10 protein-coding genes are annotated in these 12,861 nt (G+C 67.8%); 6 read left to right on the top strand and 4 right to left on the bottom strand.

Annotation, left to right across the window (positions count from 1 at the left end):
* Positions 1 to 26: 26 nt before the first annotated feature.
* Together NR101_RS10100 and NR101_RS10095 are read right to left on the bottom strand one after the other, a co-directional pair.
* Positions 27 to 737, bottom strand: a complete 711-nt coding sequence (locus NR101_RS10100) for an rRNA pseudouridine synthase (protein WP_256775867.1) — start codon at positions 735 to 737, stop codon at positions 27 to 29.
* A 579-nt stretch (positions 738 to 1,316) separates the two neighbouring features.
* The gene (locus tag NR101_RS10095) at positions 1,317 to 3,440 is read right to left on the bottom strand and encodes a M13 family metallopeptidase (protein ID WP_256775134.1); all 2,124 of its coding nucleotides are present in this window, start codon (positions 3,438 to 3,440) and stop codon (positions 1,317 to 1,319) included.
* A 295-nt stretch (positions 3,441 to 3,735) separates the two neighbouring features.
* On the opposite strand from NR101_RS10095, the gene NR101_RS10090 reads away from it, so the two are divergent.
* Positions 3,736 to 6,687, top strand: a complete 2,952-nt coding sequence (locus tag NR101_RS10090; RefSeq protein WP_256775135.1) for an EAL domain-containing protein — start codon at positions 3,736 to 3,738, stop codon at positions 6,685 to 6,687.
* 301 nt (positions 6,688 to 6,988) lie between these two features.
* Here NR101_RS10090 and NR101_RS10085 read toward each other — a convergent pair whose 3' ends face one another.
* On the bottom strand, positions 6,989 to 7,870 hold the full coding sequence (locus NR101_RS10085) for a LysR family transcriptional regulator (RefSeq protein WP_256775136.1): 882 nt from the start codon (positions 7,868 to 7,870) through the stop codon (positions 6,989 to 6,991).
* A gap of 96 nt (positions 7,871 to 7,966) precedes the next feature.
* Between NR101_RS10085 and NR101_RS10080 the strand changes: the two genes are divergently transcribed.
* The 4 genes from NR101_RS10080 to NR101_RS10065 all read left to right on the top strand — a co-directional run bounded on the left by NR101_RS10080 (position 7,967) and on the right by NR101_RS10065 (position 11,613).
* On the top strand, positions 7,967 to 8,377 hold the full coding sequence (locus tag NR101_RS10080; protein ID WP_256775137.1) for a DoxX family protein: 411 nt from the start codon (positions 7,967 to 7,969) through the stop codon (positions 8,375 to 8,377).
* Positions 8,378 to 8,414: 37 nt separating this feature from the next.
* A complete protein-coding gene (locus NR101_RS10075; RefSeq protein ID WP_256775138.1) occupies positions 8,415 to 9,212 on the top strand; it encodes a class III extradiol ring-cleavage dioxygenase in 798 nt (265 codons plus the stop codon).
* Positions 9,209 to 9,859, top strand: coding sequence for a phospholipase (locus NR101_RS10070; protein WP_256775139.1), 651 nt, complete (start codon positions 9,209 to 9,211; stop codon positions 9,857 to 9,859). The genes NR101_RS10075 and NR101_RS10070 overlap by 4 nt, the downstream gene beginning before the upstream one ends.
* Before the next feature lie 110 nt (positions 9,860 to 9,969).
* Entirely contained in the window at positions 9,970 to 11,613 is a 1,644-nt protein-coding gene (locus tag NR101_RS10065) for a Na+/H+ antiporter (protein WP_256775140.1), read from the top strand.
* A 179-nt stretch (positions 11,614 to 11,792) separates the two neighbouring features.
* On the opposite strand, the gene NR101_RS10060 is transcribed toward NR101_RS10065, so the two are convergent.
* Positions 11,793 to 12,044, bottom strand: a complete 252-nt coding sequence (locus tag NR101_RS10060; protein ID WP_256775141.1) for a DUF3297 family protein — start codon at positions 12,042 to 12,044, stop codon at positions 11,793 to 11,795.
* 137 nt (positions 12,045 to 12,181) lie between these two features.
* On the opposite strand from NR101_RS10060, the gene NR101_RS10055 reads away from it, so the two are divergent.
* The gene (locus NR101_RS10055) at positions 12,182 to 12,724 is read left to right on the top strand and encodes a hypothetical protein (protein ID WP_256775142.1); all 543 of its coding nucleotides are present in this window, start codon (positions 12,182 to 12,184) and stop codon (positions 12,722 to 12,724) included.
* The last annotated feature ends 137 nt before the right edge of the window (positions 12,725 to 12,861 follow it).

Below are 12,861 nucleotides of genomic sequence, written 5' to 3'. Positions count from 1 at the left end.
GCGAGTGCAGGGCCGCGCGATACGGCTCAGAAGCGTTCGTCCGGCGCCAGGTAGCGCCACTGGCCCGGGGCGAGTTTGCCCATGGCGACGCGGCCGATGCGCAGGCGCCGGACGCTGATCACCTCCAACCCGACCTGGCGGCACATATCGCGCAGCTGGCCCGGTTGTACCGGTTTGATGGCGAAACGCAGGCGGGTTTCGTTCTGCCAGCTGACCTTGCAGGGGGGCAGTGGCCAGTTGCGGAAGCTCAGGCCGTGGGCGAGGCGCTTCATGCCGTACGGAACCAGTTCGCCGCTGACTTCGACCAGGTATTCCTGTTCGAGCGTGGCGCCGCGATCCTTGAGGTGCGAGACGACGCGGCCGTCCTGGCTGACCACGACCAGGCCGCTGTCTTCGTCGGCCAGCGGCATGACCAGCTGCAGGGCGTGGAAATGGCGCTGCAGGAGGGTGACGCCGGTGGCATCGAGGTCGCTGCGGCTGTCGGGGGTGACCAGGGCGCTGAGTTCGTCGGCGCGCATGCCGGCGGGCTTGTGCAGCAGCATGCTGACGGTTTCGGTGCGGGTGGCCTCGGCGTTTTCGCGCAGGACGATGGTTTCGTCGGTGACCAGGGTCTGGGGTTGTTCGACTACCTTGCCGTCCACGGTCACCCAGCCGCCTTCGATGTAGCGCTGGGCGTCGCCACGGGAGCAGCCGATCAGGCTGGTGAGGCGTTTGTCGAGTCGGATCGGGTCGGTCATCGGGCAGGCAACGAAAAGCGGGGAGCGGGCGGGGAGTGTACTGGGTGGGGGGATGTGGTGCTGGGAAGAGGGGGATCGGGAGCTGGAGCCGGAGCGGGAGCCGGAACCGGAGCTGGAGGCTCGGCGCTGCGGGTGTGATGGTTTTGCCTGGCGTGGGTAGATTGGCGGGACACGCCGCAAGTACGTCCGTGTAGGCTCCCAAGCCGCATCCATGCGGCTTGAGGGTCCCGCGAACCCACACACCCCCACCCTCGACAGTTGGCTGGTGGCCATGGGCAAGACTTGAAGGCACAAAGCGAAGGGCACAGACACAGAGCAAAGAAGCGCGGGGCAAAGAAGCGAAGAGGCGCACTTCAAGAATCACGGTCCGATGCGGGCCTGCGCGGCGATTTTCCCTCGGCTGTTTCGGTGCGCAACGGCACACTTCCGCCCGTACCCGCCCAAGCCAGTAGAAGCGCACACCCTCTGCTATTGATCTGGCTTCTGCTCTTCAATGCAGAACGCTGCAGCAGGAAGACAAAAAAAACGGGCGCCGAAGCGCCCGTTTCCCTGCATTTCATCGCAACGCGATAAAACCCATCACCACACTTTGACCCGCTTGTCCGGTGCCAGGTACAGCTTCTGGCCTTCCTTCACCTCGAAGGCCGGGTACCACGCGTCCAGGTTGCGCACCGTCAGCGCGCGGAACTGGCCCGGTGCGTGCACGTTGGTCAGCAGCGAATTGCGCAACGCCTGCTCGCGCGCCTTGCTGCGCCAGGCCTGCGCGAAGCCCAGGAAGAAGCGCTGATCGGGGGTGAAGCCTTCCACAGTCTGCCCCGGCTTGCCCTGCAGCGACAACTGGTACGCATCGTAGGCCGTGGCCAGACCGGCTACGTCGGCGATGTTCTCGCCCAGCGTCAGACGCCCGTTCACCGACACGCCCGGGAAGGGCTGGTAGCTGCTGAACTGCGCCGCCAGCGCATCGCCGGCCGCGTTGAACTTCTTCAGATCGTCCGGCGTCCACCAGTTGTGCAGCTTGCCGGTCTCATCGAACAGCGCACCGGCATTGTCGAACCCGTGGCTGATCTCGTGGCCGATCACCGCACCGATCGCACCGTAGTTGACCGCATCGTCGGCCGCACCGTCGAAGAACGGCGGCTGCAGGATCGCGGCCGGGAACACCAGCCGGTTCTCCAGTGGCACGTTCATCGCGTTGATCGTCTGCGGCAGCATCGCCCACTCGCTGTGGTCCACCGGCTTGCCGAGCTTGGCGATGTTGCGCTGGTATTCGAACTGCTCGGCGCGTGCCGCATTGCCCAGCGCGTCGTCGCGCTTGATTTCAAGGCCGGTGTAGTCGCGCCACGTGTCCGGGTAGCCCATGCCGACGGTCAGCCCGGCCACCTTGGCCTTGGCGTGCGCCTTGGTCTGCGGCGACATCCAGTCCAGCGCATCGATGCGCTTGGCGAACGCGGCGATGATGTTCTTGGCCATTTCATCGGCACGTGCCTTGGTGGCCGGGTCGAAGTGACGCTCCACGTACAGTTTGCCGATCGCCTCGCCGACGGCGTGGTTGCTGTCGTCCACCGCACGCTTCCAGCGCTCGCTCTGCTGCGGCGTGCCGTTGAGGGTGGTGCCGTGGAAGGCGAAGCGCGCGTCGGCGAAGGCCTTGGGCAGGTACGGCGCGGCGCGGTCCAGCGCGTGGAACGCCAGGTAGTCCTTCCACACGTCCAGCGGCTCGGTGGCCACCAGGCGCGAAATGCCGGCCACGGCCTTGGGCTGCCACACAATGAAGTCCTGCTGCGCATCCAGCTTGGCCCCGGCCAGGAAGGCCGGCCAGTCCATGCCCGGCGCCTTCGCGCTCAGGTCGGCCTGCTTCCAGGCGTTGGCGCCCTTGGCCACGTCGTTGGTGTCTTCCTGGGAGGCATGGGCCTGGGCGATTTTGGTCTCCAGCGCCAGGATGCGCTGCGCCTTGGCCGCCGGATCGGCGACGCTGGCCAGCTGCAGCATCTGCGCGATATAGGTCTGGTACTGTTTGCGCAACTCGGCCATGCGGCCGCCCTGCAGGTAGAAATCGCGGTCCGGCAAGCCCAGGCCGCCCTGCACCAGGTAGGGCGCGTTGCGGTCCGGCTGCAGCAGGTCCACCGACACCCACACCCCGAACAGGCGGTCGGTGTAGAAGTTGGTCGCATTCAGCAGGTCCACGTCGGCGCGCAGGGTGCCGCCCAGGGTGGTGGCCAGCGCGGCCTTGTCGGCGATGCCGCCGATCGCGTCCAACTCCGGCTTCACCGCCGCCACGCCGCGCGATTCGATGCCGGCCTCATCCATGAACGCGGCGTAGTAGTCGCCGATCAGCTTGGTCTCGCCGCTGGCCTTGGTATCGGCAGCGGCTCCTTCGAGGATGGCGCGGGTATCGGCCAGGGTTTTCTCGGAGATGACATTGAAGCTGCCGTAGCTGGAGCGGTCGGCGGGAATCTCGGTGTTCTTCACCCAGGTGCCGTTGGCGAAGCCGAAGAAGTCATCGCCGGCGGCGACGCTGCGGTCCATGCCGGCGGCATCGAAGCCGAAGCTGCCCAGCTGCGGCTTGGGCGCGGCCGGTGCGGCGGTGGCGGCGGTGTCCGGCGCGGTGGCGGCAGGGGCGGCCGCGTCGCGGTCGCAGGCGCTCAGGCCCAGCGACAGGCTGGCGGCAATGGCGAGCATCAGGGTGGGGCGGCGCAGCGTGGGCATGGACGTCTCAGGCAACGGAGGAAACCCCAAGTCTAATCTCCCCGGCCCGGGCTGGTTGCGCCGGCCCCGGCCGTTGCATCCGGCGGTTGGGGCGCGCCTTGGCTTTGTCAACGTGAACGGCCCGATCCGGCACATCCGGGCCTTCCCGTGCCGCACGCGCTGGTGCATGCTGCGTGTCAAGGCGTCGGACCGCTTAACGGAGCGGTCAAGATTCCCAGGCTTCGGCCGCTCAGGTTTGGGGAAACCAGGAAGCGTTACGCATGAAGTCAGCCCATCGCTGCGGGAGAGGTCGTCGATGCCCGCGTTGAACCACGCATTGGCGCGTCCACTGCGCACGATCGTGTGGCTGGGCGTCGGCCTGGGCGTGCTGCTCGCCGTGGGCCTGACGGCGATGCTGGGCAACGATTACCAGCGCCGCCAGGAAGCTGCGCAGCGCCAGAGCTCGGCGCTCGCCGCCGGTTCGCAGCGCCTGCTGCGGTTGGAACTGCGCAATCTGGAACGGGCCATGCTGGGCATCGCCGAGGACGGCGCGCTGCTGTTCGAGCGGGTGCCGGCGCAGGCGCCTGACCTGCTTGATGATGCGATCAGCGGCGTGCTGCAGCGCCACGCCGAACTGGACAGCATCGTGGTGGTGGACCAGTACGGCCGCGCACTGACCAGCGGCAGTGGCGACCTGTACCTGCCGCTGTGGGTTACCGACGCCAATCGCGGCAGCGAGAGCCGCCTGTACATGGGCCCGCCGCAGCAACGCAACGCACAGCGTTGGGTGTTGCCGCTGGCACTGCGCATGGGCGATGACCGCTGGCTGTTGAGCCGGCTGCACACCAGCGAGCTGCAGTCGATCATCGGCGGGCTGGATACCGGCGAGCACGGCGTCATCTCGATCACCGACGCGCAGGGCTACGTGCTGGCGCGCAGTCCGGACGCCGTGGGGCTGACCGGGCAGCGCTTCAGCCTGGGCAGGCGCGAGATGCTGCGCCGCGATGCGGTCACTCCGCTGGGCATCGAGACCAGCAGCATCGACAACATCGAGCGCATTTCCACGCTGACCACGCTGGGCCAGTACCCGATCGCGGTGTATGCCGGGCTGGGACGCGATGACGTGCTCGCGCCGTGGTGGCCCTACGTGCAGGCCTCGGTGGCGCTGTACCTGCTGTATTGGGGCATGTTCGCGCTGGTGTATGTCAGCCTGCGCCGCGCCACCCGCAGCCAGGACGCGCTGACCGAGGAACTGCGCACCGGCCATGCCGAACTGCTGATGGCCCATCAGGTCGGCAAGGTCTGCACCTGGTATGTCGATGAGGATGCCTCGCTGCTGCGTTGGTCGCCGTTGGCGCGCGAGATCTTCGGCATCGATATCGAGAGCCTGCCGGTGGCGGCCTTCTTCGCGCGGGTGCACCGCGAGGATGCCGAGCGCATGCAGCAGGCCTTCGATGCGGCCTTCGCCGGCAATGGCGTGCTCGATGAAATGTTCCGGGTGGTGTTGCCCGGTGGCGCCACGCGCTGGGTGTCGGCGCGCGGCCAGCGGGTGGCGGTGGTGGACCGGCAACGGCGCATGATCGGCGCGCTGACCGATGTCAGCGAGCGGGTGCAGGCGCTGGCGCGGGTGCAGCAGGCCGAGCGCCAGTTCCGCCTGCTGTTCGACCGCAACCCGGCGCCGTTCTGGGTGTTCGACCCGGACACGCTGCGCTTCATGGAAGTCAACGAAGCGGCGGTGCAGCAGTACGGCTACAGCCGCGATGAATTCCTGTCGATGAGCATCCTCGACATCCGCCCGCGCGAAGGCTGGGATGAGATCCGTGGCGCGATTTCGCGGGCCACGCTGGGCGACCCGCAGGACGCCCAGATACGCATGCACCGGCGCAAGGACGGCACGCTGTTCGAAGTGCGCGCGCACCTGTCGCGGCTGGATTTCGATGGCCGCCAGGCCTGCCTGGTGCTGGCCGAGGACATCAGCGAGCGGCTGGCCTACGAGCGCGACCTGGCCTACCACGCCACCCATAACCCGGCCACGGGCCTGCTCAACACCCGCGCGCTGGCCGCGCAGCTGGACGAGGAGGGCGGTAGCTACACGATCGCCTACGTGCAGTTCCGTGGCCTGCAGCTGGTCGCCGATACGCTCGGCCGCGAGGTGGGCGAGGTGGTGCTGCAGGCCATGGCCAAACGCCTGGGCGGGCTGGGCACGCGCTACGGACTGCTGGCGTTCCAGCCGGCGGAGGATTTCATCTTCGCCATCCGCGACGACCACGAGCGCCAGACCGCGCTGGACACGCTGGTGCAGACCGTGTCCGAGCCGGTGCGCGGGCAGGATTGGTTGCATCAGTTCGAGCCGCGTATCGGTGTGGCGGTGAAGTTCGATGGCGACAACGTGCCGGCCGAACAGGTGATCGGGATGGCGGCGCAGGCCGCGCATGCCGCGCGCGACGAGGGCAGCGTGATTGCGTGGTTCGACAACACGGTGACCTCGCGCCTGGCCGAGCGACTGCGCCTGGCCGGTCGCATCCACAGCGCCATCGACACCGAGTTCCAGCTGTATTTCCAGCCGATCTGCCATGCCAGCGATGGCACGCCGGCCGCGCTGGAGGCCTTGCTTCGCTGGCCGCAGGCCGACGGCAGTTTCATTCCGCCGGGCGAGTTCATCCAGCTGTGCGAGGACACCGGGCTGATCCTGGCGCTGGGACGCTGGGTGATCCGGGCGGCGGCGGCGGCGCAGCGGCAGTTGGCCGATGCGGGCAAGCCGTTGCCTATCGCGGTGAATGTATCGGCGGTGCAGTTCTTCAACAGCGATCTGGTGGCCGAGTTCGCGCGCGCCAGCCAGGAGTTCGGGCTGGAGCGCGGGGCGCTGCAGGTGGAGCTGACCGAGAGCAGCCTGATGCGCAAGCCGGCCCAGGCCAAGCAGACGATGCAGCGGCTGCATGAGCAGGGGATCTGCATTTCGCTGGATGATTTCGGCACAGGCTATTCGAACATGTCCTATCTGCAGCACCTGCCGTTGGACATCCTGAAGATCGACCGCAGTTTCGTGGCGGACGTGGAAACCAATCCGCGCAATGCGTCCATCTGCCGTGCGCTGTTGTCGCTGGGGCACAGCATGGGGCTGACGGTGATCGCCGAGGGCGTGGAGACGCCGGGCCAGCACCAGTGGCTGGCGGCGCATGGGTGCGATCAGGTTCAGGGCTACCTGCTGGGACGGCCGTCGCCGCTGGCCGAGGTGATCGCCCGGCTGGATACCGTCGACGCGCTGTAGCGCTGACGGCAAAAAGCGGCGCCTTTCCCGGCGCCCTCCGCACAGCGGGCTGCACGCTGCGGAGGGAGGATCAACAGCGATAGCTGCGGCGGTGCTTCTCTTTGCTGGCCCAACCGCACGCCGCTATCCGTCCAGAGGGGGGCCGGGTAGGGCTCGACGGGACCGTGCACGGCATGGATGCCGTGTACGAGCCCCCATGGATGGGTCCACGGCGTGTCCCGTCGAGCCCTACCCGGGCCCCGCCTTCCGGAAAACAGAAGCGCTGCTGTTTGCATAGATCAACGCACCCAGGCGCGCACCCTCAGCCCAACGCTTCCACCAGGTAATCAATGAAGCTGCGCACCTTCGGAGCAAGGTGGTTGCGGCTGGTGTACACCGCGTAGATACCGATCGGGGCGACGTCCCACTCCGGCAGCAAGCGTTCAAGGCGACCGTCAGCCAGGGCGTCGCCGACCAGGAAATCCGGCTGCAGGATGATGCCCATCCCGGCCAGCGCCGCTTCGCGCAGGACATCGCCATTGTTGGCGCGCAGGCCGCCGCGCACCGCCACGGAAACGTCGCCGCGCGGCCCGCGCAATGGCCAGCTGTCGCCGCCGCCCCAGTAGCTGTAGCCCAGGCATTCGTGCTCGGCCAGGTCCTCGGGCTGCTGCGGGCGGCCATGCGCGTCCAGGTAGGCCGGTGCCGCGCACAGGGTGATGTGGGTATCGGCCAGCTTGCGAGCGATCAGCGCCGGACTCGGCTGGCGGGTGATGCGCAGGGCCACGTCGTAGCCTTCTTCGACCATGTCCACCAGGCGGTCGGACAGCGACAGTTCTAGCTGCACCTGCGGGTAGCGGGCGCGGTAGCCGGCCAGCAGCGGGCCCAGCCGGGCGATGCCGTAGCTCACCGGCGCGTTGACCCGCAGCAGCCCGGACGGCTCCAGCGCCTGCGCGCCTATCCCGGCCTCCAGCGCGTCGAACTGCGCCAGCAGCTGCACGCATTGCGCGTAATACGCCGCACCGGTGCTGGTCGGGCTGACCCGGCGGGTGGTGCGGTTCAGCAAACGGGTGGACAGTCGCTTCTCCAGCGCCGCGATCTGCCGCGTCACCCCTGCCGTGGACAGGTCCAGCGCCTGGGCCGCCGCGCTGAAGCCATTGCGCTCGACCACGGCCACGAACACACGCATCGCCTCGAGAGTGTCCATTGTTTCATTTCCCGTAATAAACAGCGTCGTCTGATCGTATTTATCGCTGTGGCTGAGCGCAATAACCTGTCCCCATCCTAATCCGCGAGGTGCCCCATGCAACCGTCCCCTGTACGTGTTTCCGCACTTGCCCCGCTGGGTGCCAGCCTGCTGCGCTGGGGCCTGGGGGCGCTGTTCCTGGTCCACGGCCTGACCAAGCTGCTGGTGTTCACCCCGGCCGGCACCGCGGCCTATTTCGCCTCGCTGGGCCTGCCCGGTGCGCTCGGCTACCTGACCATCGCGCTGGAGCTCACCCTGGCCGCCGCGCTGCTGCTCGGCATCTACGCGCGCTGGGTCGGGCTGGCAGGCGTGCCGCTGCTGCTGGGCACCATCGTCAGCGTGCACGGCGCCAACGGTTTCAGCTTCGCCAATGCCGGCGGTGGCTGGGAATACCCGGCGTTCTGGGCGTTCGCACTGCTGGTGCTGTTCTGCATCGGCGATGGCAAGTGGACGCTGGTGTCGCGCTGAGCGCGGCTGCATCGATGTTCTTCTCCTGGAGTCTGTGATGTCCCGTCTGCCTTCGCTGTACATCTCCCACGGTTCGCCGATGACCGCGCTCAACCCCGGTCTGGTCGGCGAGCGCCTGGCGACGCTGGCCAAGCAGTTGCCGCGTCCGCGCGCGATCGTGATGGCCTCGGCGCACTGGCTCACCCACCAGCCGGCGGTGGGCGGGCATGCGCAGCCACCGACGATCCACGACTTCGGCGGTTTCCCGCAGGCGCTGTTCGACCTGCAGTACCCGGCGCCGGGCGATCCGGCGCTGGCGGCCGAGATCGCCGCACGGCTGGATGCTGCCGGCCTGCCTGCCGCGATAGATCCACGCCGGGGCCTGGATCACGGCGCGTGGGTGCCGCTGCGCTTCCTGTACCCGCAGGCGGACATCCCGGTGGTACCGCTGGCGATCCAGCCGCTGCTGGGGCCGACCCACCAGTACGCACTGGGCCGCGCGCTGGCACCGCTGCGCGAGCAGGGTGTGCTGGTGATCGGTTCGGGCAGCATCACCCACAACCTGCACGACTGGGGTAACTACGCCGAGGGCAAGGAAGCGCCGTACGTGCGCCCCTTCATCGACTGGGTGGAACAGCGCTTGGAGGCCAATGACAGTGCCGCGCTGCTGGATTACCGCGCCCGCGCGCCGCATGCGGTGCAGGCGCACCCCAGTGACGAGCACCTGCAGCCGCTGCACTTGGCCATGGGCGCGGCCGGCGGCGAGGTGCTGGGCGCGCAGCGCATCGATGCCGGTATCGATGCCGGTTTCCTGGCGATGGACATCTATCGCTTCGACGGCCAAGCGGCTGCGTGAGCAGCCTGCATACGGTGGTACGTGCGGCCACGGGGCCGGCGCAGGGGCTGGTGGTGCTGTTGCATGGCGTGGGCAGCAATGAACGATCACTGCAGGCGCTGGCCCATGGGCTGGATCCACGCTTGCAGGTGCTGCTGCCACGCGGTCCGCTCGCGTTCGCAGCGGATGCCTTCGGCTGGTTCACGGTGCAGTTCGGCGCGAACGGGCCGGTGATCGATCCCGCACAGGCCGAGGCCAGCCGTCGTCTGTTGATCGCGTACGTGCGCGACCAGCAGGCGCAGCTCGGCATCGATGCCGCGCACACGCTGGTGGCCGGCTTCAGCCAGGGCGGGATCATGAGCGCAGGCATCGCGCTCACGGCACCGCAGGTGGCGCGGCAGTTTGCGATCCTGTCCGGGCGCATCCTGCCGGAGATCGCACCGCACATCCCGGCCGACATCGCCCACCGTGGCGTGCAGGGTCTGATCCTGCACGGACGCGATGACCGCACGTTGCCGTTCGCGTTGGCTACCGCTGCATCGGCGCGTCTGCAGGCGCTGGGCGTAGCGCACGCACTGCGCAGCTACGCGGCCGATCACGCGCTGACGCCGGCAATGCAGGCCGAAGTCACTGCCTGGAGCGCGCGTCAGCTGCTGTCCAGCGACTGAGCCTGGGCCGCGTCGGCGTTCGCTCCGGCGGACGGGTGTGGTAGTTTTTTTGCAGTTTCCGGCGCCGGCTGCCTCGCAGCCTCCCCCTCGCGCCGTCCACTGGAAAATACATGCATACCATTGAAGTCGTCCTGGCGATGCTGGTGGCCGTTGTCGCCAGCGGCTACCTGGTCCGGGTATTGCCGTTGTCCTTGCCACTGCCACTGGTGCAGATCGGGCTGGGCGCGGTGATCGCCGGGGTGTTCAACCGTGGCCACGCGCTGGAACCGGAAATGTTCTTCCTGCTGTTCCTGCCACCGCTGCTGTTCCTCGACGGCTGGCGTATTCCCAAGCAGGGCCTGTTCCGCGACAAGGGCGTGATCCTGGAGCTGGCGCTCGGGCTGGTGGTGTTCACCGTGGTCGGCGCCGGCTTCCTGATCCACTGGATGATCCCGGTGATGCCGCTGGCGGTGGCCTTCGCGCTGGCGGCGATCATTTCCCCGACCGATCCGGTGGCGGTGGGTTCAATCGCCTCGCGCGCGCCGATTCCCAAGCGCCTGATGCACATCCTGGAAGGCGAGTCGTTGTTGAACGATGCGTCCGGCCTGGTCTGTTTCCGCTTCGCGGTGGCCGCGGTGATGACCGGCAGCTTCTCGCTGGCGACCGCCTCGCTGACCTTCCTGTGGGTGGCGCTGGCCGGTCTGGCGATCGGCGTGGCGGTGACCCTGGGGGTATCGACGTTCCAGCGCTGGCTGTGGCGGCGTTTCGGTGAAGAGCCGGGCGCGGCGTTGCTGGTCAACCTGCTGATTCCGTTCGCGGCCTACCTGCTGGCTGAAGAAGCCAATGCCTCGGGCATCCTGGCGGCGGTGGCCGCCGGCATCACCATGAGCTACGTCGAGCTGACCGGTCGCGTCTCCGGCAGCATGCGCGTGCAGCGCGCGGCGGTGTGGGGGATGCTGCAGTTCAGCTTCAACGGCATCATGTTCGTGCTGCTCGGCGAGCAGCTGCCGGGCATCGTCGATCGCGCGATCACCACCGTCAGCGAGAGCGGCCACCACAGCGCGTGGTGGTTGCTGGTGTACGTGGTGGTGATCAACCTGACGCTGATCGTGCTGCGCCTGGCCTGGGTGTGGGTGTCGCTGCGCTGGAGCGTCCTGCGTGCCCGCCATCGCGGCGAAGTACGGCAAGGCACCTCGTGGCGCATCGTCGTGGCGACCTCGGTGGCCGGCGTGCGCGGTGCGATCACCCTGGCCGGCGTGCTCACCCTGCCGTTGTTCCTGCCCGATGGCAGCGCGTTCCCCGCGCGCGACCTGGTGATCTTCCTGGCGGCGGCGGTGATCCTGTTCTCGCTGGTGGCGGCCAGCGTGGCGCTGCCGCGCCTGCTCAAGGGCCTGGAGCTGCCGGCCGATTCGGGCGAGCGCAAGGCCGAGGACCTGGCACGGCGACTGGCGTCCAAGGCGGCCTTGGCCGGGGTGGAACGCATGCGCCAGCAACTGGTGCAGAACCAGACCACCGAGAACGTGCAGCTGTACAACGACGCCGCCTCGCGGGTGAGCCTGCTGTACCAGCGCAACCTGGAGAAGGACGACGGACCCGATGCGGACCCGGAAAAGGTGCGGCGGATGGAAGAAGGCTACCGCCAGCTGCGCGGCGCCGGGCTCACCGCCGAGCGCGAGGAACTGTTCCGGCTGACCCGGCGCGGCACGATCTCCGATGAGGTCTCGCGCCGCCTGATCCGCAACCTGGACCTGCTGGAAACCCGCCAGCGCGGGTAAACCATAAATCCGGAGGGTAGAGCCACCCCATGGGTGGCTGTCGCAATGCCCGATGTCGGCCTGCGCCCGACCGACGGGTAGAGCCACCCCATGGGTGGCTGTCGCAACGCCGAAGGTCTGGCCTGCGCCCGGCCCGGAAAGCAGCCACCCATGGGGTGGCTCTACCCCCGTTCGGTCGATCAGGCGTCCGGCTTCTGGTCCAGGTAATACGCCACCACGGTGCCCTTGATCTTGATGGTCATCGGGTTGCCACGGCGGTCGCGGGCCTTGCCGGCCTGTACGCGGATCCAGCCTTCGCTGACCGAATATTCTTCGACGTTGTCGCGCTCGACATCGTTGAAACGGATGCCGACGCCACGCTCCAGCGCGGGGCCATCATGGAAGGGACTGGTCGGGTTGATCGCCAGGTGATCGGGAGGGGTATCGCTCATGGTCAGTGCGTCGTAATGGCCACCACGGCCATCTTCCAGACGTACAGGATAAACCGCGGCGGCCCCGTGGCCGAATTTCGCTTCCTGCCAACGCCACTGCACGGCAGAATGCCCGCCTGCCTACAGGAATACCGGTCATGCCTGACAACAGCGATTATTTCGACTTCGAAGAAGAAGAGCGCGATTTCGACGAAGACGATTTCGAGGCGCGGATCTGGAACCTGTTCGTGCTGATCAACCCGGGCGACGAAGAGCTGGGCCTGCAGCAGTTCAACCGCTGGCGCGAGGCGGTGCTGGAAGCAGGCGAGGAGATCGACGAAGAAGCCGACTGGCTGCCGCCGCTGATGGCCGCCATCGCCTGGCAGTCCGGGTTCGAGGTGGACCGTGAGGATGCCGATGCGCTGATGTCGGCGGTCAACGAGCTGTCCGCGCGCTGGAACCTGCAGCTGGACTGGGGCGGCGACCTGGATGACGAGGATTTCGCCGCCAAGGTGGATGCCTCGGTGCTGATGGGCACCGCCTACGACCGCCTGCGCGAGCAGAACTACTCGCTGTGGAGCGTGGACACCGGCAACGACGGCCTGGCCGGCTGGATGGCGCTCAGCCGCGACGACGACGCGATGCTGGCGCTGTGCTCGTTGTTGGGCGTGGAAGTGCGACCGGGCAGCGACCCGTTCTGAAGAGACCGGTAGAGCCGACCGTTGGTCGGCTGCCCCTCGCATCCGGCGTAAAAGCCCCCTGACAGCATGTGCCGGCCAACGGCCGGCACGCAGCGTGCGCTGGCAGGTTCATGAGGTTGCCGGCCAGCGGCCGGCAC

It is taken from the genome of Stenotrophomonas sp. Ste86, from assembly GCF_024519465.1.
Classification (GTDB): domain Bacteria; phylum Pseudomonadota; class Gammaproteobacteria; order Xanthomonadales; family Xanthomonadaceae; genus Stenotrophomonas.
This window is presented reverse-complemented; position numbering and strand designations above follow the sequence as displayed.